General features: G+C 68.2%; 19 protein-coding genes and 2 pseudogenes. 9 read left to right on the forward strand and 12 right to left on the reverse strand.

Annotated elements, in window-relative coordinates; all coding sequences use genetic code 11:
• The first annotated feature begins 657 nt into the window (after positions 1-657).
• Positions 658-4,008 carry a hypothetical protein gene (locus IPP98_04465; GenBank protein ID MBL0178367.1) on the forward strand — a complete coding sequence of 1,117 codons (3,351 nt, stop codon included), beginning with the start codon at positions 658-660 and terminating at the stop codon, positions 4,006-4,008.
• On the opposite strand, the gene IPP98_04470 is transcribed toward IPP98_04465, so the two are convergent.
• The 4 genes and pseudogenes from IPP98_04470 to IPP98_04485 all read right to left on the reverse strand — a co-directional run bounded on the left by IPP98_04470 (position 3,992) and on the right by IPP98_04485 (position 7,668).
• Positions 3,992-5,500 carry a peptidase S41 gene (locus IPP98_04470; protein ID MBL0178368.1) on the reverse strand — a complete coding sequence of 503 codons (1,509 nt, stop codon included), beginning with the start codon at positions 5,498-5,500 and terminating at the stop codon, positions 3,992-3,994. The genes IPP98_04465 and IPP98_04470 overlap by 17 nt on opposite strands.
• A gap of 86 nt (positions 5,501-5,586) precedes the next feature.
• Positions 5,587-5,796 (reverse strand): hypothetical protein, encoded by a 210-nt coding sequence (locus tag IPP98_04475; protein MBL0178369.1) that lies wholly within the window; start codon positions 5,794-5,796, stop codon positions 5,587-5,589.
• A 154-nt stretch (positions 5,797-5,950) separates the two neighbouring features.
• Positions 5,951-6,560: pseudogene (locus IPP98_04480) on the reverse strand (response regulator transcription factor).
• Between the two features lie 16 nt (positions 6,561-6,576).
• A complete protein-coding gene (locus IPP98_04485) occupies positions 6,577-7,668 on the reverse strand; it encodes a GAF domain-containing sensor histidine kinase (protein ID MBL0178370.1) in 1,092 nt (363 codons plus the stop codon).
• 1,104 nt (positions 7,669-8,772) lie between these two features.
• On the opposite strand from IPP98_04485, the gene IPP98_04490 reads away from it, so the two are divergent.
• The 4 genes from IPP98_04490 to IPP98_04505 all read left to right on the forward strand — a co-directional run bounded on the left by IPP98_04490 (position 8,773) and on the right by IPP98_04505 (position 10,476).
• Positions 8,773-9,075, forward strand: coding sequence for a hypothetical protein (locus IPP98_04490; protein ID MBL0178371.1), 303 nt, complete (start codon positions 8,773-8,775; stop codon positions 9,073-9,075).
• A gap of 51 nt (positions 9,076-9,126) precedes the next feature.
• A complete protein-coding gene (locus IPP98_04495; protein ID MBL0178372.1) occupies positions 9,127-9,627 on the forward strand; it encodes a hypothetical protein in 501 nt (166 codons plus the stop codon).
• Positions 9,624-9,896, forward strand: a complete 273-nt coding sequence (locus IPP98_04500; GenBank protein MBL0178373.1) for a hypothetical protein — start codon at positions 9,624-9,626, stop codon at positions 9,894-9,896. Before IPP98_04495 ends, IPP98_04500 begins: the two co-directional genes overlap by 4 nt.
• A 199-nt stretch (positions 9,897-10,095) precedes the next feature.
• Positions 10,096-10,476 (forward strand): Rieske 2Fe-2S domain-containing protein, encoded by a 381-nt coding sequence (locus IPP98_04505; GenBank protein MBL0178374.1) that lies wholly within the window; start codon positions 10,096-10,098, stop codon positions 10,474-10,476.
• Between the two features lie 18 nt (positions 10,477-10,494).
• Here IPP98_04505 and IPP98_04510 read toward each other — a convergent pair whose 3' ends face one another.
• The 6 genes and pseudogenes from IPP98_04510 to IPP98_04535 all read right to left on the reverse strand — a co-directional run bounded on the left by IPP98_04510 (position 10,495) and on the right by IPP98_04535 (position 16,056).
• Positions 10,495-10,920: a hypothetical protein gene (locus tag IPP98_04510; GenBank protein ID MBL0178375.1), complete on the reverse strand. Its 426-nt coding sequence runs from the start codon at positions 10,918-10,920 to the stop codon at positions 10,495-10,497.
• Positions 10,917-12,326, reverse strand: coding sequence for an Ig-like domain-containing protein (locus tag IPP98_04515; GenBank protein ID MBL0178376.1), 1,410 nt, complete (start codon positions 12,324-12,326; stop codon positions 10,917-10,919). The genes IPP98_04510 and IPP98_04515 overlap by 4 nt, the downstream gene beginning before the upstream one ends.
• Positions 12,323-12,967 carry a hypothetical protein gene (locus IPP98_04520; GenBank protein ID MBL0178377.1) on the reverse strand — a complete coding sequence of 215 codons (645 nt, stop codon included), beginning with the start codon at positions 12,965-12,967 and terminating at the stop codon, positions 12,323-12,325. Before IPP98_04520 ends, IPP98_04515 begins: the two co-directional genes overlap by 4 nt.
• Before the next feature lie 374 nt (positions 12,968-13,341).
• Positions 13,342-14,388 carry a hypothetical protein gene (locus tag IPP98_04525; protein MBL0178378.1) on the reverse strand — a complete coding sequence of 349 codons (1,047 nt, stop codon included), beginning with the start codon at positions 14,386-14,388 and terminating at the stop codon, positions 13,342-13,344.
• Positions 14,316-15,392 carry a protein kinase gene (locus IPP98_04530; GenBank protein MBL0178379.1) on the reverse strand — a complete coding sequence of 359 codons (1,077 nt, stop codon included), beginning with the start codon at positions 15,390-15,392 and terminating at the stop codon, positions 14,316-14,318. Before IPP98_04530 ends, IPP98_04525 begins: the two co-directional genes overlap by 73 nt.
• Positions 15,382-16,056: pseudogene (locus tag IPP98_04535) on the reverse strand (protein kinase). Before IPP98_04535 ends, IPP98_04530 begins: the two are co-directional and overlap by 11 nt.
• Between IPP98_04535 and IPP98_04540 the strand changes: the two are divergent.
• The gene (locus tag IPP98_04540) at positions 16,055-16,342 is read left to right on the forward strand and encodes a hypothetical protein (GenBank protein MBL0178380.1); all 288 of its coding nucleotides are present in this window, start codon (positions 16,055-16,057) and stop codon (positions 16,340-16,342) included. The pseudogene IPP98_04535 and the gene IPP98_04540 sit on opposite strands and share 2 nt — an antisense overlap.
• Before the next feature lie 42 nt (positions 16,343-16,384).
• On the opposite strand, the gene IPP98_04545 is transcribed toward IPP98_04540, so the two are convergent.
• Both IPP98_04545 and IPP98_04550 read right to left on the reverse strand, forming a co-directional pair.
• A complete protein-coding gene (locus IPP98_04545; protein ID MBL0178381.1) occupies positions 16,385-17,014 on the reverse strand; it encodes a carbonic anhydrase in 630 nt (209 codons plus the stop codon).
• A 148-nt stretch (positions 17,015-17,162) separates the two neighbouring features.
• Positions 17,163-17,981, reverse strand: coding sequence for a zinc ribbon domain-containing protein (locus IPP98_04550; GenBank protein ID MBL0178382.1), 819 nt, complete (start codon positions 17,979-17,981; stop codon positions 17,163-17,165).
• 200 nt (positions 17,982-18,181) lie between these two features.
• Here IPP98_04550 and IPP98_04555 point away from each other — a divergent pair, with 200 nt between their 5' ends.
• The 3 genes from IPP98_04555 (at position 18,182) to IPP98_04565 (ending at position 20,642) form a co-directional block, all read left to right on the forward strand.
• A complete protein-coding gene (locus IPP98_04555) occupies positions 18,182-19,204 on the forward strand; it encodes a hypothetical protein (GenBank protein ID MBL0178383.1) in 1,023 nt (340 codons plus the stop codon).
• Between the two features lie 68 nt (positions 19,205-19,272).
• Positions 19,273-20,097, forward strand: a complete 825-nt coding sequence (locus IPP98_04560) for a 4Fe-4S dicluster domain-containing protein (GenBank protein ID MBL0178384.1) — start codon at positions 19,273-19,275, stop codon at positions 20,095-20,097.
• Positions 20,052-20,642 (forward strand): NAD(P)-binding domain-containing protein, encoded by a 591-nt coding sequence (locus tag IPP98_04565; protein MBL0178385.1) that lies wholly within the window; start codon positions 20,052-20,054, stop codon positions 20,640-20,642. The genes IPP98_04560 and IPP98_04565 overlap by 46 nt, the downstream gene beginning before the upstream one ends.
• The last annotated feature ends 16 nt before the right edge of the window (positions 20,643-20,658 follow it).

Raw genomic sequence — 20,658 nt, forward strand, 5'->3', positions numbered from 1 at the left:
CGACCCCGACCTCGGCCCGCCGCGCGTGGCGCTGCTCGGGCGGCTTCCGTACACCATCATGGTCAGCAGCGGGGGGGGTGGCTACAGCCGCTACGAGGCGCTGGCCGTGACGCGCTGGCGCGCGGATGCCACGCGCGACGCGACCGGGCAGTTCTGCTACCTGCGGGATCTCACGACCGATCGGCGCTGGTCGGCGACGCACCAGCCGATGTGCATCCCCGCGGACTGGAGCCACGCGACCCTTGCCAGCGACCGCGTCACCTTCCATCGTGGCGATGGCGACATCGAGAGTCGTACTGAGATCGCGGTCGTGCCGGACGACTCGGCCGAAGTGCGCCGGGTGACGCTGACCAACCACGGCGACGTGCCGCATGAGATCGAGCTGACGAGCTACGGGGAGATCGTCCTGGCACCGGGCGCCTCCGATCGGGCACACCCGGCGTTCTCCTCGCTCTTCGTCCAGACGGAATGGCATCCCTGGTGCAGCGCCATCACCGCGACGCGCCGCCCGCGCGCGGCAACCGATGCGGTGCACTGGTGCGTCCACGTGGTGGCGACCAGTGCCGAGCAGGTCGGCACCGTCAGTTGCGAGAGTGATCGGGCGCGCTTCCTCGGGCGTGGCCGCACGCTGCGCGACCCGGCGGCACTCGCAGGTCGATGGTCCGCTCTCAGGGGACCACCGGCCCGGTGCTCGACCCGGTCTTCGCCATTCGGATCCGGATCCGGCTGGCGCCCGGGCAGTCCGGCTCGGTGGCCTTCACCACCCTGGTCGCGACCACCCGCGCACGCGCCTTCGAGCTGGCGGGTCGCTATCACGATCCACACGCCGCGCAACGCGCCCTCGACCTGGCGTGGACCTCGACACAGGCCGAATTGCGCGAGTTGCAGGTGACCCCGCTCGCAGCATCCCTCTTCCAGGACCTGGCTGGGCACCTGCTCTACTCGACGGGCCAATTTCGGGCGCCGCAGGAGGAGCTCTTCCGCAGTCGCGGGTCGCAGCCACTCCTCTGGGCTCATGGCATCTCGGGGGATTGGCCCATTCTCCTCGCGATCATCGATGGCGACGAGGGGATGTCCACCCTGCGCGAACTCCTCGCGGCACACCACTACTGGCGCCGACGCGGCATGATGGTCGACCTCGTGGTGCTGAACGCGCAAGCGTCCACCTACCTGCAGGCGGTCAACGACAGCATCACGGCGATGATGTTCTCGCTCGGTGAGGCCACCGTGCTCGATCGTCCGGGCGGCGTCTTCCTGCGGCGCGCCGACCAACTTGGCGCCGACGACCTCCTGATGCTGCGCACCACCGCGCGCGTGCTGATCACATGCGATGGTCGGTCGCTCGAGACGATCCTTCGTGACGGCACCACCGAGGCGCAGGCCACGCCGACCGCCGAACCGGAACGGCGGGCTCCGGCGCCTCGTTCCTCCACCCAGCGTGCCTCGCGCGGGAGCCGGATGCGGCAATGGCTCGGCGTGCCGATGTCGGGGGCCGTGGCGCCAGTGCCGGCGGTCCGGCCCGCCGAGCGGGCGGGCGCCCTGCCATCGCGCGGTGCTGCTGGTCCGCCGCTGCAGCTGGACAACGGCTTCGGCGGCCTCACCGCGCAGCACGACTACCAGATTCGCGTCCAGGGCGACGACCTGCCGCCGGCGCCCTGGGTCAACGTGGTCGCCAATCCGCTGGGTGGCTTCGTCGTCAGCGAGCGAGGCGCCGGCTTCACCTGGGCCGGCAACAGCTACTTCTATCGCCTCACGCCTTGGCACAATGACCCGGTCAGCGACCCGATCAGTGATGTGCTCTACCTCCGCGACGAGGAGAGCGGCGACCTCTGGAGTGCGACGCCGGCGCCGGTCGGCGACGACATCGCCTACGTGGTGCGGCATGCGCCGGGGCGGTCGGTCTTCCAGCACGAGCACCGGGACATCAGTACCGAACTGACCCTTGGCATGGTCGAGGGAACCTCGGTCCGGGTGTCGCGTCTCCGCCTGACCAACACCGGGACGGTGTCCCGCCGTCTCTCGGTCACGGCGTATGTCGAGTGGACTCTCGGCGTGCGGCGTGAGCAGACGCAGCACCACGTGCGCACGGAATTCGTTCCGGCGCTCAACGCGATCCTGGCGCGCAACCCCTTCGATCCGCAGTTCGCCGATCAGGTCGCGTTCTGTGCACTGGGTGATACGGCGGTCTCGCACACCGGCGATCGGCGGGCCTTCCTCGGGCCCAATGGCACTGTGGCCCATCCCGCTGCCCTCGCCGGGCGCCCGGGCACTGGCCCCGCCCTGGATGGCCGGACTGGCGCCGGCATGGACCCGTGCGCCGCGCTGCAGTGCGTGATCACGCTGGCACCCGGCGAAACGCGGGAGATCGTGAAGTTGCTCGGCGCGACTGGCAGCGAGGCGGAGGCGCGCGCCGCTGTCGGGACCTGGGCCACGACCACCGCAGCCAACGATGCCCTTGGCCTCGCCGACGCCACCTGGGCGGCGCGACTCTCCGTGGTGACGGTTGCCACGCCGGAGCCCTCGTTCGACGCGTTGCTCAACCGCTGGCTGCTCTATCAGACGCTGGCCTGTCGACTCTGGGCGCGGTCGGCGCTGTACCAGAGTGGTGGCGCGTACGGATTCCGCGACCAGCTGCAGGATGTGATGGCACTGGTCTACGCCGAGCCAGCCATCGCGCGGGAGCACATCCTGCGGGCGGCGGCGCGGCAATTCGTGGAGGGCGACGTCCAGCACTGGTGGCACGCGGAGAGTGGCCGGGGGACCAGGACGCGCTTCTCGGACGACCTCGCCTGGCTTCCGTACGTCGTCGATCACTATGTCCGCGTGACTGGCGACCGCGCGGTGCTCGACGAGATGGTGCCGTTCCTCACCATGCGCGCGCTGGAACCGCACGAGGACGAGCTGTACGATCAGCCGAGAATCAGCCGGGAGGTCGCCAGCGTCTACGAGCACTGCCTGCGGGCCATCCGCAAGGCCGCCACCCAGGGGCCGCACGGCCTGCCGCTCATCGGCTCGGGCGACTGGAATGACGGGATGAGCCGAGTCGGTGTCGGGGGAACCGGGGAGAGCATCTGGCTTGGCTGGTTCCTGGTCACGGTCGCCCGGGGCTTCGCCGCGCACGCCGACGCGCGCCAGGACCACGTGGCAGCCGCGATGCTCCGCACGCAGGCCACCGCATACGTCGAGGCGGTTGAACTGCATGGCTGGGATGGCGACTGGTATCGGCGTGCCTACTTCGATGACGGCACCCCGCTCGGCTCGGCCAGCAACGAGGAATGTCGCATCGATGCCATTGCGCAGAGCTGGAGCGTGCTCTCGGGTGCGGCGCGGCCGGAGCGTCAGGCCAGGGCGATGCGGGCCCTCGAAGAACAGCTGGTGCGCGAGGACGGCCGCTTGATCATGCTGCTCACCCCGCCGTTCGATCGCGGCACCAGCGACCCCGGATACATCAAGGGGTACCTGCCGGGGGTGCGCGAGAACGGGGCGCAATACACCCATGCGGCGCTCTGGGCGGTACTTGCCGTGGCGGAACAGGGCCGCGGCGCGCGCGCCTTCGAACTCTTCCAGATGCTCAACCCGCTGATGCATGCACGGACGCCGGAGGAGGTCGCGACCTACAAGGTCGAGCCGTACGTCGTGGCGGCTGATGTCTATACGGTGGCCGGACAGCTCGGTCGCGGAGGATGGACCTGGTACACCGGCGCGGCGAGCTGGATGTACCGCGTCGGCCTCGAAGGGATCCTCGGTTTCCGGAAGCGTGGCAACGCCTTCACGATCATGCCGACGGCGCCACCCGCCTGGCCCGTGTACTCCATCGACTACCGCTTCGGCGCGAGCCACTACCACATCGAGGTGCGGAATCCCGAGGCGCTGGTGTCGGGCCACATGCGCATCACCGTGGATGGCGCGCCGGTCGAGGGCGGCGAGGTGCCGTTGATCGATGACGGGCGGACGCGGCAGGTAGTCGCGATCCGAGAGCCGGGGCGGACGGCTACCGTCTTCGGCTGACGATCGCCCGCCGCACCGCCTGCATCTCGGCATCGATTCCCGCCGCGATGTCGCGCGGCGTCGGCGTCACCTGGATGTCGGGCACCACGCCGGCGTCGGGCTGCGGGGTGGTCGGGAAGCCGGCGATGAGCGGGAGGTCGACCTCGAGCCCCGTCGTCGGCAACCGAAGGAAGAAGAAGGCGCCGCCATTGATGCCGCGACGATTGCCGCCAGTTGGCTGCCCCACCAGGGTCGCGACACCGCTCTCCTTGACCGCCAGCGCGAACTGAAAGGTCGCCGAGGAATTGACGGCGCCGACGAGAACCCAGACGCGGCCACGATACCGTGTGGCAGCCGGGGCAATCACGTCGGCGCCGTCCTTGGTGTCGTCGAAGCGCACCAACCGATAGAACAGGGAGTCGACCGGACCGACAGCTGCCGCCCCCCAGTCGCGGAAGGAGGGATCCCAGGTGTCGAGGTACGGCGCGAGGTCGTCGGGCACACGGCGATAGCGCACGTGCCGCTGATAGATGGGCAACTGGAGCGGGATGTCGATCAACCGCGCGAGGATCTGATTGCCGGCATCGACGCCACCTTCATTGGCCCGCAGGTCAACCACGAGATCGGGAAGCTTGCGGGCCGTCGCGGCATCGAGCACCGAATCGAGCCAGCGCGTCCCATTCCACTTCGAATTGAAGGTGGCCCAGGTCGGCATCGTGAGCACCCCGATGCCATTCGCCTCTGCGTAGCGCCAGAGTGGGGCATCTTCGGCCGGTTCGGCGCTGCCACCACCCTGCGCGCGCCGCTCGACGGCGGTCAACGCCGCCACAACCACGCGCCGCGTCGCCGTCGTGCCCGGTCGGCGCACCACCAGAGCGAAGCGCGGCTCCCGCACGGGAAAGACGAGTGGGTACAGCACATCGAATGGTTGGAAGCGCTCCGGCCCCTGCACCTCGAGGTAGGCCACGCGCTTGGCGTCGTTGCCGCCATCCGCGCGCGCGAGCGGCATTAGTGAGTCGAGGATGGTGCGCGCGGGGACGCCGTTGATGGAGAGGATCTCGGTGCCGCGCGGCAGGTCGGCGTCGGGGGCGTGGTCCGCGGTGACGATCATCCGGCCTCCAAGCCACCGGAAGGCCACCGGCACCTTGTCCTGCCCCTCAAACAGAGCTTCCCGGATGGCCTTCGACTGGTTGTAGAAGTTCGGGTAACTGTGCCCGCACTGGATCGCGGCCGTCAATCGCGTCAGCGCGAGGAATGCCTCGGCCACCGTGCGGTCGGTGGCGAAGTACTGGTCGACCGCCTCGAACCGCCTGTCGACATCATCGCGGGTGCGGTAGCGATAGAGGCCCGGGTGGAGCGTCTCGTACGCGCGTCGAAGCACGCCGAGGTCGGCACGGAGCGAGGCCGCGGCGAGCGGGGTGTCACGCCGGAGGGTGTCCCGTTGTGCCGGAAGCGGGCTGGCCGCCGCGATGCTGGCGGCCAGGATCAACGTCTGGGTGAGGCGAGACAGCATCAGGGGGGCTCCAGGGGGAGGGGTGCTCCCTGACGGTTCGCCATGGAGGTCGCGATGGATGCAGGATGGCCGGTGGGCCAACCCAATCAGATGTCGCGGTCCTCCCAGTCGACCTTCTTCATCAGGTGGTGGACCCCGGGGGCGAGCAGCAGGCCGGTCACGGCGATCACCACCAGACCGCAATAAAGGGCGTAGATCCCCGCGAAGAGCTTGCCGGATTCCGAGAGCTGCACGGCCACCGGCCCCATCCCGCCGAGCAGCATCGCGCTGTTGAGGAAGGCGTCGAGCCAGCTCATCCCCTCGAAGTGTCGGTAGCCTACCATGCCGATCACCAGCGAGAAGGCGAGCGGCGAACGACACGACGAGTGCAGCAGTTGTCGCCGGAAGAAGCGACGACGATTGGGCTGGGCGACGCCCGGCGCCGTCATGTCCGCCGCCTCGCGACGAGGAGAAGCCGACCCCGCGCATCGTCTGCAGGAGCGGCACGCCGGCCGCTTCGTTCAGCTTGCGTGGAAGTGAATGTCCCAGACCTTCTCGAGCAGGGTGGTTCTTCGGATCACCTCTTCGGCGTGCAGCAGGAAGAACTCCAGCAGCTGGAACTCCTTCGGCGTGAGGTCGAGCGGGGTCCCATGGGCGGTCGCTCGATGCTGCAATCGATCCATTCCCACGCAGTCATACTGGAGCGCGTCGAGTCGCTGTGCGCCGCCTCGACGGGTCAGCGCCCGCAGCCGTGCGAGCAACTCGTCGAAGCGGAACGGCTTGGAGAGATAGTCATCCGCCCCGGCGTCGAGCCCGCGGACCACGTCCTCCGGGGCATCGCGGGAGGTGAGCATGAGGATCGGCGTGGTTCGGCCCTCCCGCCGCAGCTCGATCGCCACCTGGAAACCGTTCTTCTTCGGCAGCATCACGTCGAGCAGGATCGCGTCTAGTCGCCCACATGGGCCAGCAGCGTGGCCTCCTCCCCATCGACCGCGACGTCCACCGTGTATCCCTCTTCCTCGAGGCCGTGCTTGATGAAGGAGGCAACCTTCCGCTCGTCTTCCACGACCAGCAGCTTCATGAGTGGGTGCTCCAGGTCATGAGGACTTCCGGGCAATCGGAAGGTCGAGGTGGAAGAGCCCGGCGCCAGCGCGGGGCATCGTGTCGAGGTCCCCGCCCAGGAGGCGGGCCAATCGTCGCGAGAGCGGCAGCCCGAGCCCGACCCCTGTTTCTCCCCTTCGGCGGTGGTCACGACACGTCGAAGATCCGCTCGCCTCCTCCTCGCGGATGCCGGGGCCCTCATCCTCCACGAGATAGCGACCATCGCGCCCTCGGGGCGGACCGAGAGCCGCACCGGGTCCCGCGGGGCTGTACCTGATGGCGTTGGTCAACAGGTTCATCAGGATCTGTTCCACGCGGCTGGCGTCGGTCTCGATCGTGGGCAGGTCCTCCGCGAGCTCCATCGCCAGCCGGATCGACTTTGGCCTGGCGGCGGGTGTCGCCCGTCCGGCCGCACGGTGGGCCAGCGCGACGGCGTCGACCCGCCGAACGACCGGCTTGAGCCGATCCTCGTCGAGTCGGCTCAGGTCGAGGAGGTCGCTGATCAGGTCGATGGCCTGCTGGGCGGCGTCATACACCTCGAAGGCCTCGCGCGGAGCCGTCGCGCGATCCTGCTTGCGAACCAGCAGCTCGGACCAGCCATACACGGCGGCGAGGGCATTGCGCAATTCGTGGTTGACCATCGCGAAGAACCGCTCGCGGGTCCGTTGCAGGAGATGGACTTCGGCCAGCAGCTGCGCGCTCTCTTCGTGCAGGCGCGCGTTCTCGACCGCCGCCGCCGACATGGCGGCGAGCAGGATGGCGACGTGCTCGTCATCGGCGGTGAACTGGCCGTTCCCCTGCTTCTCGGTGAGGTACAGATTGCCGATGATGCCACGGCGGCCGGTGATCGGGACGCCGAGAAAGGAGTGCATGGGAGGGTGATGCGGGGGAAAGCCGTGGGAAGCGGGGTGGCGCACCAGATCGGGCAGGCGAATGGGGCGCCCCTCTCGCAGCAGGAGCCCGAGCACGCCATGCCCCACGGGAGGCGGGCCCATCGCCTCGCGTTCCTGGTCGCTGATGCCATGGGTGACGAACCGCTCGAGGACTCGACCATCCGGCGCCAGGACGCCGATGGCCGTGTAGCGCACCGATCACCTCGGCAGCGATCGCCACGACGCGGTGCAGCACGCCGTCGAGTGACGCCTCCGAGGTCAGGGCGAGCCCGGCCAGGACCAGTCGCTCCAGTTGATCGTTTTCCGGCATGGCAGGGGTGTTCGTGGGCGTCGCCTCCGTGAGTGTCTGGTGCCGACTGCCTTGTGCTGGCGATGAAGAAAGCTTCATCCCCGGCCCATCCTCCCTTCCCGTGCCACCGTGCACTTTTCCTGCGTGAACGTCTCCGTCTTACCCTTGCCGTGCGGGAGTCCCGAGATGTCGCTTCGCGATGGCGACGCAGCGACGGCAGGTTCAGGGCATCCACGCTCCGTCGATGCCGGGCCGCGCTGGGGCTGGCGGAGCTTTGACCACCATCCGCGGCAATGGCACGAGGCCCTTCGCCACGCCCTCCCGACCGGGTGGGGTCAGATGCGATCCGAAACCTATCTACTGTCGCGACGGTCCACGAGTCTGGTGAAGCTCCAGCAGGGCCGAGTGGACGTCAAACGGAGGATGGCGACGGAGCCAAACGGACTGGAAGCCTGGCAAACAGTGCGGCGGGTGGGGTTTCCGATCCCACCCGAGGACATCGCGGCACTCTGCCGCTGCTGGCAGGTCGACCCCCCAGGCCCGTCCCGGGTGATTGCGACGCTCGACGAGTTTCATGCCCTTCTGGCACAGCAGCTTCCCGAGGTGCACGTCCTTCCGGCCAGAAGCTGGTGGCGCGAGTATGGCCTGCTTGGGTGTCTGGTGCAGCGGCGCACAGTATTGGTGCGCGGGACCGTGCTCGAGATGCTGGCTGTCGAGCACCCGGAACTGGCCACCCTTCGCACCGCGCTGCAGGCGATGCAACTTACGGAGGGTGCCCACACCTCGTCCCGGACGGCGCTGCGGCAGTTGCTCGGTGGCCAACGCATGACGGTCACTGAGCGACGGCCCCGATCGCGCGAACCGGGAATGATTCGACGACTGATTCGGTCCCCATTCCGTGGCCGTGTTGGCGGTTGCCGATCACGCGTCCTTGGTAGTGATTGCACACCGGCGCGTGAGTATCGCTTCCGTGGTGATGCTCGAATCACGCTGACCTCTGGGAGCCGCTCATGCGCAGGTTCGCCTTTCTCCTCGCCATCTCGTCGTCGTCGGCGATCTCGCTCGCCGCGCAGCAACTCGCCACGTCGACGACGCCCCTTCGTGAGTGCGGCGCGTGCGCGGCCTCGCTTGCCGTCGGCATTCATCAGGCGCCTGCGGACACCGGTCGCCTCAGGGCGATCGAATACAGCGATGCGTACGCCGTCCGGTTGAAGATCCATCGCATCGCCAGTTACGCGGAATTGCCGCTCTTCGCGGCAGAGTACTTCCTTGGCGAGAAGCTGCTGCGTGACCAGCGCAACGGAGTGAACTGAGGTGGCGAGGACGGCGGGAACTGATCCAGTGCGCGTGGCGCGCACTCGGCGGTGGCAGCCGGACTCGGGGTGCTCTTCACCGTCAACACTGTCACGGGCGGCTGGAATCTCTACGAGTCGCGGAAGGATCCCTCGGGACGGACTCGCAAGTGGATCCACACCATCGCCATGCTCGCGGCCGATGCCGGATTCCTGTGGACCGCTGCGGCGGCCGAAGGGGCGCGCGAATCGGATGCCGGCGCGGACGCACCGCACGCGGGCCATCGCCTCGATCAGTCTCGCGACGGCCTCCACCGTGATGATGTGGCTCTGGATGGATTGATGCTCGCCACGCTGATCGACACGCTCACCCGCTGGTGTGCGCCATGGCAGGCGTTCTATGCCGATTCCCGACTGACCGAGATCGCGGTCACTTCGGTGCACGTCGTGGCGATGCTGGTGGCGGCGGCTTCGCCGTCGCGGCGGACCGACTCACGCTGCGCACGACGCGGCGCGAGACGGCCGACCGGATGGCGATGCTTGAGGAATTGCAGTCGGTGCACCGGCCGGTGAAGATCGGATTGGCGGCGCTGTTCGCGAGCGGCGTGGCGCTTGCGGCTTCCGATGTCGAGACCTTCTCGGCCTCGCCCGCGTTTCTGGTGAAACTGGCGTTGGTCGCGCTCCTCTCGGTCAACGGGCTGGTCATGTTGCGTGCCGAGCGGTTGCTCCGGCGCGATCCGACCGACGCGCGATGGGGAACGTTGCGCCGGGTCAGTTGGTTCTCGCTGATGCTCTGGATCAGCACCGCCGTCGTCGGGGTCGTGCTGGTCAATGCGGCGTGAGTGCGCTGCACCGACGTCGGTCCTCCACCATTGTCCTGCCCTGAGGTTGCCGTGAACGATAGCAGCGAACACAACGATGACGCCGCCTGCGAAGGCTGCGAATTGACCCGGCCCCGCCGGGAATTCCTGAAGGAGATCGGCGCGGCCGCGATGGGCGCGCTGCTGCCTGGCTGGCATTCCGGCCGAGGTGGCCGCGGCGATGGAGCCGCGTCGCGTCACGGCCAGCGGCCGCGTCGGGGCAGATCCGACCTATCCGGTACCGGCCGCCGACGGCGTGCAGATCGACAAGGTGAACGAGGTGATCCTGGTCCGCTGGCAGAACAGTGTCTGGGCCTTCAACCTCTCCTGCCCGCACCAGCGGACGGCGTTGCGGTGGACCGAGGCCAAGCACGAGTTCCAGTGTCCGAAGCACAAGTCGCGCTACCAGCCCGACGGCACCTTCATCGCCGGCCGCGCCACCCGCCACATGGATCGCTTCTCGATCACGCGGACCGGGACCGACGTCATCGTGCACGTCGGGGCGATGCACAAAAGCGACGCGGACCAGGCAAGCTGGTCCGCGTCGGTGGTGAAACTCTGATCGGTATCGCGCGGCGCCCTAGCGCGCCCGGCCCAGCCGGCGATCTTCCGGGTCCGTGGTAAACCGGCCGCGCACGATCAGGGCGACGCTCTTCCGGAAGATCGAGGCGCTCGGGAAGGGCAATGCGGACTGCGTGGCGGAGCACCCAGGCGGCGGTGAGCAGTTCTTGCCCGGCGCGCAGGGGCCGCCGTTGAAGTTGATGCGCCGACCATACCCGCCATTCGGCAGCTGGAAGCGGAGCACCAGCTCGGGCTGACGGTTTCGCGTCACCAGCTGCGCGTTCGGCAGCGGGCCGATGTCAAACTGGAAGGTGACCAGCCGATCGACACCGCCGTTGCCTTCACTCTCGCCCCCCAGGAACGCGATCGCCGAGGCGCTGAACGACTGCGTCTGGGGCGCACCCGTCGTAGCGTTCTTCACCACCCGCTCGGCCACCAATGTCATTGGGTACGCGATCGGACCGCTCTGCCCAGCGTTGCCTCGGCCGAGAGGTACAGGCCGATGGAACGCACCAATCCGCCGGCACCCACCGGACCGGGAATGGTGAAGTAGTACGCGGCGATGTCGTCCCGAAACGCGGCGGGGGTGCAGGCGTTGATGGTCGTGTAGGCGGAGGAATGCGTCGCGGTGTAGAAGAGCTCCGCGCCCCCCGGCGTCGACTGCAGCGAGGCGCGCAGTTGATTCTCCCCTTCGCCAGGGCACCCGGTGACCGACGCACTCCCGTCGGCCCCGGTGGGGGTCGTGGCCGTCAGCGGCGCGCCGTTCACGGTGGCACCCATGGCGCCGCCTGGTGTCCAGAAGACCGGGACACCAACCTGCGGGTTGTTGAATTGGTCGGTGACCCGGACGGTCGGCGTCGGGCTGACCGCACCGCCGTTCACCTTGCCATACGCCGTGGGGCCGACCGCCACAAACCGCAACGCGGCACCGGGCGCGACATCGAAGAGGTTGCTCCCCGTGGTGCTGGACACGAGCCCCGCGTCGCCGAGCGTCGCAGCGGCAGCGAATCGATAGCCCGTGGCCGCCTGCAGGATCGTGGTGCTGAAGGTGGCCACCCCGTTGACCGCATTGGTGACCTTTGTCGTGGCACCGCCGTCAAAGCTGTTCTTGTTCAGCGATAGCGTCACCGGGTTCGACGCGGTCGGCACGATCGTGCCCAAGTCGGAGCGCACCTCGACGCGGGCGGGGATCAACGCACCGGCGCTGTAATTGCCCGCGGCCGGTTGGGTGAAGACGAGGCTGCTTGCCCCATACGCGGCGATCAGCCAGCTCGGCGCCTCCGGGACAAACTCGATCACAGTCGGGTCGAGGTTGGCCGGTGGCGTGAGCGTCGCAGTCAGCTTGGTGTAGGCGGTGCGGAGGTCGGACGTCGTGCCGAAATTGATGCAGCCGACGGCCGCAGTCCCGGCGGCGTTGGTGGCGGCGTCGGCGCCGCAGACCGAGGCGTTACCCGGCTTCGCGCTGTAGGGCGCCACGGTGGACGGTGCCGTCGTCCAGGCGGCGGTGACGCCCGGAATCGGCGTCCCCTGGCGGGTCTTGACCGTGATCGTCGGGAGGCCCGCGCCGGTGCGGGTCGTGCCGACGGTGCCATCGATCGTGGTCACGAGGAGGGCGTCGCGGACGAACTCGCTGGTCGACCCGCCGACGCCGCCCGAGGCGAAGAGCTGCGGGTCAACCGGCTCGAACGGCGAGAACTCGCTGGTCGCGCCGCCGATGCCGCCGCTGCCCGCGAAGCGACCGGCAGCGGCGAGCGGTGCGGGGCGCACCACGCTCGCCAGCGCGTCGAGGAGTCGACCACCCCAGCTCGACGGGATCGCGGCCGAGGTGATCGCCCCGCACGCGAGCGTCATCTCCGGCGGAATGTTGACGCGCGGAGCACCTCGAAGGTGGCCGGGTTTTTCTGGTGGGCGAGCACCAGCCGCGCCAGCAGCGAGTCGATTTCATTCGCCGGCACGTTGATGAGTTCTACGGGATCCGGGCAGACGCCGACGATCGCCTTCGTGCCCGGCTTCAGCGTCTGGGCAGGCGACACCGTCCACTCATAGATGAACGCGTACTTGTCGAGCGGCGTCGTGAGGGCGTTCGGGTCAGTGAGCCGGCGCGCCGTCACGATGGTGTTCTCGACGACCGCATCCGGCGGGAACTGGGCTCCGGACTGGCGGTCCAGCGTCTGCAGCGTGGTCATCGGGTCGCCGACGTGCACGACCCACGTCTCCTTGGGGTTCGCGATCCCGGCGTCGATGCCGACGTAACAGAAGATCTGGTTCAGCACCGAGGCGAGGGTCGCCGGCGACAACGCCACCTGCTGGTTCGCGTCGTTGGCGAGGAGGAAGTCGACCAACTCGAACGCCTTCGCCTTGGCCAGCGTCGCATTGTTCGCGTTCGTCGCCTGCACGACGGCGTTCCAGGTGCTCGTGGCGGTGAAGCTGTTGGCGAGCGACGAGAAGCCGCTCGACAGTGCGCCCGGATCTGCACGGGGTCCGCCGTGCACGCGGCAGCGTCCGCCGCGCGGCCGCGCGTCGGGACGGCGCCAGTGGCCTGATCGGCCAGCGAGGCGGAGTCTCCGCATGCCGTGGCAAGCAACAGCACCGCGAGCAGCGGCAACCGGGTGGAACGAAGCACGACGCCTCCAGGGGGAATCAGGAGGGAGTGCGGTGGGATGGACGCCGAGCGTACCGCCTCGGCGATTCATCCTGCCACCCCCAATGGCGATTGATATACGCCACAGTCGAAAAGTCCGCAATGGTGTTGCGCGCGCGTTACACCCATGTGGGCCAGTTGCGACGGGCATTTCCCGGGTCCCGGATGCCAAACGCCCCACCCGGTGGGGGGTGGGGCGCCGTGGGATCCGCTGGCCGGTGCCGGCTAGTTGGCGAGCAGCTTCTTGAAACCGGGAGTCTCGGCGATCGGGCGATACCACCACCCCGGGTAGGCCACGAGCGCCTTCCGCCGATCGTCGCTCTTGGACAGATAGGTCTTCAGGTCGGCCAGGGCAGCCGTCGTGTCGCCGCGGAGCGCGCCGACGAAGGCCGCGAACTGTGGCAGTTCGAGATTGGGGTCGATGTCCGGGTTGCCGCGCGACCGGTCGACCACCCGCTTGGCACTGTCGCCGAGGCCGGCGCGCGCGAGCACCGCCGCCACCAGCAGGTCGCTCTTGAAGCGCTCGAACTGCTGCTGCGGCTTCGGCGCCATCGCCGTGATCGAGTCGGCCAGCTTCCACGCGAGCGGGACGTCCCACTCCTTCTTCTTCGACGTCTCGAGGTAGAGCTTGCAGCGCGGCGCCTGGGACGAGGCGGGGTAGCGGCGCTGCATCTCGTCGCACCAACGCGTGGCAGTTGTCCACTCCTCCGTGTCATACGACGCGAGGATGAGCCGGTTCAAGACCACCTGCGCGTTGCTGAGGAAGGCGTCGGCCTCCCACGCCTTCTCGGCAGCCCGGTAGATGTCCCTTGGTGAGACTTCCGGAATCGCGTAGTAGAGGTGTGAGAGCGACGCCCACGCCCCGGCCTGATTGGGGTTGAGCTCCGTCGCCTTCTCGAGGTCGGCGCGCGCCGCCGTGAGCAACGCCGACTGCTTCTCCTTCTCGGCGTCAACCTTCACCAGATAGCGCCAGTACTGCAGGTTGCCGCGCAACTCCAGTGCGTTCGGGTCCTGCGGCTGCAGCGCCAGCGCCCGGTTGATGTGCGCGAGGCCCGCGTCGATCGGCGCCTTTGCCTCGAGTGGATCGGCGTTGCGGCGCGACGTCTCGTACGCCAGCCGGGCCCGTCCGATGATCGGGTCGGGCCACTTCGGGTCGAGGGTCTCTGCCTGGGCCAGCAGCGTGTCGGCCTGGGCGCGGATCAGCAACGCGCTGTCACCCTTCGTGGCCGCCGCGCTCTTCCGGAGTCGTTCGGCCGCTGCACGAGCAACCACGCATCGTTGTTCGACGTGGCTCGGCGTTGCTCCTTCAGCAGCACCTCGCCGCCGATGCGCTCACGGATCAGGGTAGCCACTTCGGTCACGGTCGAATCGCGCACCGCCGCGAAGTTGCGGCCATCCACCATGAAGCTCTTGGGGTCGCCGAAATCGACGCCGGAGTTGCCGTCGAGCAGGCGGATCGACACCCTGATCTTGTCGCCCTGCTGGTCGAGCGTCCCCTTGACCAGCGTCCCCGCATTCAGCGCCTTGCCGATGTCCTCGGGCGGGATCGAGTCATTGCCGCGATACTGGCCGACACCACCCGCGGAGATCACGGCGAGGCCCGGGATGGTGTTCAGGTTCTCGATCAGCGCTTCGGTCAAACCATCGGCGAGCGTGGCGAGTGAATCGCCAGTCTGGAAGTAGAGCACCGCGATCCGCTTCTTGGACAGCCCGCCGCTGTCGGCCAGCGGCACCGGCTTGCCACCCGCCGTCAGCTTGTACGCACCGAATCCGCCCCCGGCCAGCACCAGCAACGCGACCCCGAGCACCATTGGCCGCTTCCAGAGCGGCACCGGCATCGGAGCGGCGACCCCGAAAGCGCTCGTCATCCCGCTGGTGGTGCGGCGCGCCGTGGTGTGCCGCATCGTCATCATGCGGGTCGACGTCGCGCCCGCCGGCATCGGCGCCGCGACCAGCAGGGCGGCAAACGCCGCCGCGCTCTGGGGCCGATCGGCCGGCGACTTCCCCAGCGAGCAGAAGATCGCGTACTCGACTTCCTCGGGTACCGATTGCCGGATGATCCGGAGCGACGGCACCTGCTCCATCACGTGCTTCGCGAGGATCGCCGAGGCGTTCTTCCCGCTGAACGGCGGCTCGCCGGCGAGCATCTCGAACAGCATGCAGCCGAGCGAGTAGATGTCCGCGGTGACGCCGACCTTCTCGCCCATCCCCTGTTCGGGGGCCATGTAGGTCGGCGTGCCCAGCGCCATCCCGGTCTGCGTCAGTTGCTGCGCCATCCTCGACCGCGCGGGCAATGCCGAAGTCGGCTACCAGCGCGTGGCCGCCGCTGAGCAGGACGTTCTCCGGCTTGATGTCGCGGTGGATGACCTGCTGCTTGTGGGCGTACTCGAGGGCGTCGGCCACTTCGAGCGTGATCTGCAGCGCATCCTCGACGGAGAGCTGGCCTTCACGGTCGAGCCGGTCGCGCAGCGACTCCCCCTCGACGAACGGCATGACGTAGTAGAGCAGCCCGTCGGAGACGCCCGAGTCATACATCCCGAGGATGCGGGTGCTGCAGGCGCCCGGCACTGCGGATCTCGCGCTCGAAGCGCTCGCCGCCGATCGAGGCGGAGAGGTCCGGGTGGAGGACTCACGGCCACCTTGCGGTCGTGCTTGATGTCGCGGGGTCGGGAAGACCGTGGCCCATGCCCCCACGGCCAAGCTCCCGCCCGAACGCATAGCGATCGGCGAGGTGGGTTTGCAGTCGTTCGAGGTGGTATCGGCCAAGCTGGAGGCCTCGGGCCGGAGAGGGTTCGGAGCCAGCGATAAGTCCGGCCCCGAAGAACGCGCCAGCGGTGGAGGGCCAATCCGCCGCCGGAGGCTCGATTCCGGGTACCCCCGCTTAGATTTCCCCTGCGGCCACTTTGCCGTCCTTCGTCCCCGGCACGAGTGAGTTCGCATGAGCGCCTACAAGACCCTGCAGCGTCGCCTGACCCTTGGCGGACGCGAGTACCATTTCGTCACCTGCGAGGGTCAGCGGGCCAATCCGTCGCGCAATCACCCCGAGGTGCCCCCCACCTGGGCGCTGATGGCCGCCGGCAAGCGCTGGACGGTCATGCCGGAGCTGGCGGATCAGGACGAGGCCGAGATCGACCGCCAGTTGCTGGCGTGGCTGGGCGAGCACATGGGCAGCGAGCCGGGGATCATCGCCGACCGGGGCGATCCGGCCAGCGGCCGGAAGGGATAGCAACCCGCCGGTCCTGCCGCCGCTCCCCGCAGCGGCGACCGGTCACCCCGGCATCCCGTCGAAAAAGGTGACCACCCCGGTCTCCAGCGAATATTCCGCCCCCACCACCAGCAGACCATCCTCCCGAATCAACTGCTCCAGGATCTCCGAGCCATGCCGCAAGTGGTCCGCGGAGGCGCGGATGTTGGCGCGGACCGCTTCGGCCACCAGGGCGTCGTGGGCCTGCGCGAGCGGCGTGTCGAGGAGCGACTCGACCGACGGCCGCACCAGGTCGACAATCGCCCGGATGTTGCGCGAGTGGGTTGAGCTCGGCGAGGGGTGCTGCAGTTCCTCGATGGTCGCCACGATCGCTCCGCACTGGGAATGGCCCAGGACCACCACCAGCCTGGTGTGAAACCGCTCGGCCGCGAACTCGACGCTCCCTACCAGCGAGGGGGCGACGATGTTGCCGGCGACCCGGATCACAAAGAGATCGCCGAGTCCCTGGTCGAAGACGATCTCGGCCGGGACCCTGGAATCGGCGCAGCCGAGGATGATGGCGAATGGCTCCTGCCCTTCGGTCAGCTCCGCTCGGCGGGCCTGATGAAGCACCGGCGCGCCGCCGCTGACGCTGGTATTGAAGCGGAGATTGCCGGCCCGGAGTCGGGCGAGGGCTTCGTGGGCAGGGATCATGGAGGAAGGGTACTACCGCGGCGGGGTGGGCGGTGAGGGGATGGTCCGAAGTTCTCCGGAGGGAACGACGAACGGCCTGGTGAGAGTAGGTTCTCGCCAGGCCGCCAAAAGTGTCGATTTTTAATACACTTTGCTGGTCACTTATTGATCAGCCGTTCGCGCCATTACCTGCTACTTCGTCGGCGTCGTCTTCAGGAAGTCGTCGAGCAGAGAGCGGTGGGCCAGATACTCGGGGCGCTTCAACGCGACCTCGGTATCGAAGTGTTGTCGGAACGCGAGCCGCGCCGCGCGCCCGGCGGCGACGTTCCCCTGATAGTCCGCGATGAGTGCGCGGAGATAGTCGACCAGGAGATGATTCTCCGCGCTGGCGACGATCGTGTCGACCTGCGCGACCGCACCAGGGAAGTGACCGACCTGCGCACGCAGCAAGGCGAGATGAAAGCGCAAATCGTTGTTGCGATCGGCAGTCGGGAGATTGGTGAAGGCCTGCTCCATCATCGGGAAGAATCGGACGACCGTGGCGGTGTCGCCGGACTGCACCGACGTCTCGGATTCGATCCGACAATCGCAGGAATTGCTCTTGGGGACTGAGTTTCGAGAGATCTGGCGGGGTGCCATCCGATACCACGGCTCCACTCGGCGACGTGGTCTCACCGCTGGTGACGGTTGGACTCGGACGCGATGCGGCCCACCCCAATGCCGCAATCGCCGCGACCCCGAGCATCGCCGGTATGGTCCAGCTGCGCGTCCCGCGCGGGGTGGCCACGCTCGGTGTGTCGGGGGCCGACGGTTGCGCGTCACCACCGAAACTCGTCCCACAATTCGCGCAGAACATCGCACCCGGCGGCGCCACGATGCCGCATTGCCGACAGGCTGATTCGGCGATCGCCGTGCCGTAGCTCTCGTAGAATCTGCCGTGGACCGATGCGCCGCACTGGGGACAGGATGTCGAAGATGAATGGTGCAATGGGCCTCCGCCGCATCAACTGATTGACCTGAATCATTCACGGGGCACGCTCGAATCCGGCCCGCAATCTGCTTCACGTACAAGTGTACAAAGAATGCACACCGATTCCGATACTGCCGGGTTGTAAGATCCGTATCCGACCGGATAGGATGACCCCCGTTGAACCACTTGCCGATTCGATGCACGACCTGAGGGAAGGCATGACCGATCCTGCGCGTCAACTCCACCCCGCCTATGAGATGCCCCGCCACCCTGAACTGGTCCGGGCGCCTCAAGTATCGACGGCGGTCGATGCTCCCCCGAGCACCGCGGGCCGGCCGACGCCAACGCCGTCAGCGACCGACGCTGCGCGCCGGGGCCGTTGGAAGATCTGGGGCTGGACCTTTGGCGTGGCGTTGCCGTTGGCTGCCGTGAACCTGATCGGTGCCCCGTACTACCTGGAACCGATGGCCGAGCGGGTTCGCCATCCGTGGCACGCCATGCTCCGCCCGTCGGGGACCGTCGGCCTGACCGCCGGGATCATTGCGGTGGCGATCTTCATCTTCCTCTGGCTCTACCCGCTCCGGAAGAAGTACAAGCGCCTCGCCTTCCTCGGCTCGCTCGGCAAATGGATGGATGTTCACGTCGCCACGGCCCTGGCGATGCCCCTCCTGTTGGCGATTCATGCGACCTGGCGCGCCGATGGCGTGATCGGACTCGGGCTCCTCTCGATGATGGTGGTGGTCGCCAGCGGTGTGATCGGCCGCTACCTCTACGTCCGGATTCCGCGCGCCCGGAATGGCGTCGAGCTGACACGCGAGGAAGTCGCCGGGCGGCGGCGCGAGTTGATCGGTGAGCTGGCCGAGACGACCGGACTCGGCGTCGACGTGGTCGAACGCACGCTCGCGGTCGGGGCGCCGGTGGAGGCAGAACAGAGCCTCGGCAAGATCTTCATGCGGCTGCTCGCCGACGATCTCACGCGGTGGCGCCGCACCTCGGAGCTGCAGCGCCGGTGGGCCGGTGTCGCGCCTGCCGGCCGGCCGCTGAGCAAGGCTGCGCTCGGCGAGGCGGTGCGCCTGGCGTCGCAGGAGATGTCGCTGGAGCAGCAATCGCGCATGCTCGAGGCGACCCATCGGGTCTTCCGGTTCTGGCACGTGGCTCACCGTCCCTTCGCGGTGACGGCAATGGTTGCGGTCATCATCCACATCGTGGTCGTCCTCGCCGTCGGCGTGGTGCGGTACTAGGCCGCGACTACGGAATCCTCGCTGCGACCCTCCTCGCCTTCGTCCTGATCACCGGGCTCGCCATCCGCATGCACCTGCGCGCAACGGCGAAGGCCGGTGGCGGGTCGGCCATGATGCCGAATTGTCCGCGCTGCGGCACGGCGCTCCACGTCGGGGCGATGCGGTGCCGTCAGTGCGGTGCACCGCAGCAGGCCTACGAACTGGTCTCGGCGCCGGTCGTCGAGGGTGAACTTCGCGGCCGGGAGCGGGCGCCGAAGGCGATGGTGCGAGCCGACGTCTGTGTCGGCTGCGGCACGTGCGTCGACGCCTGTCCGGAGCCGGGCGCGATCACCATGCACAAGAAGCTTGCGGTGGTGGATGACGCCCTGTGCAAGGGCCACGGCGAATGCGTGGCGGCCTGCCCGGTCGGTGGCATCCTGGTGACGACGGGCGCGGCGGTGAACCGGGTCTCCGTCCCGCTGGTCAATGCCAACTTCGAGAGCAATCTCCCCGGCCTCTACATCGTCGGCGAACTCGGCGGACGCGGGCTCATCAAGAACGCCGTGAACGAGGGCCGACTGGCGGTCGAACACATCGCGTCGACGCTGGCACCGGCGACGGCCGACGAACGCGATGCGGTCGACGTGCTGATCGTTGGCAGCGGTCCGGCCGGCCTCAGCGCCGGTGTCGAGGCGATCCGCAGCGGGCCCAAGTACGTCATGGTCGAGCAGGGCGCGTTGTCGGAAAGGTGCGGAAGTATCCGCGGCACAAGTTGCTGCTGGCGGAGCCGATCCAGATGCCGCTCTACGGCAACCTCTGGGTGGCAGATACCTCCAAGGAGTCGCTGCTGCGCGCATGGGAGAGCATCGTGGCGAGCAGCGGACTCCAGGTGCGCACCGGTGAGCGCGTCCTGAAGGTCACGCCCGAAGGGACGCTCTTCGACGTCGAGACGTCGGCCGGCCGCTATCGGACGCGCCGCGTGGTGCTCGCGATGGGGCGCCGTGGCTCACCGCGGAAGCTCGGCGTGGTCGGCGAGGAACTGAGCAAGGTCGTCTACGAAATCGTCGAGATGGAGCAGTTCGCCGGGCGGCGGGTCTTGGTGGTCGGTGGCGGCGACAGCGCGATCGAATCAGCAGTGGGTCTCGGGAATCAGGATGGCACCACGGTGCAGCTCTCCTACCGTGGTGAGTCGTTCCCACGGATCAAGCCGCGCAATCAGGAGAAGCTCGATCGGGCGGTGGCGGCCGGGCGGATCACCTTGCTGCTGCAGACGCAGCTGCGCGAGGTGCGCGCCGACGTGGCGGTCCTCGAGGGGCCGGCCGGGGCGATGATCATCCCGAACGATGACGTGGTGATCCGGATCGGTGGTGATGCGCCGTTCGCATTCCTCGAGCAGATCGGCGTGCGCATCGTGCAGAAGGACGTGCCGATCCCTCGCGACGTCGAGAAGGTGAGCTGATTGCGCTGGCTTCGGT

It is taken from the genome of Gemmatimonadota bacterium (assembly GCA_016720805.1).
GTDB lineage: Bacteria > Gemmatimonadota > Gemmatimonadetes > Gemmatimonadales > GWC2-71-9 > Palsa-1233.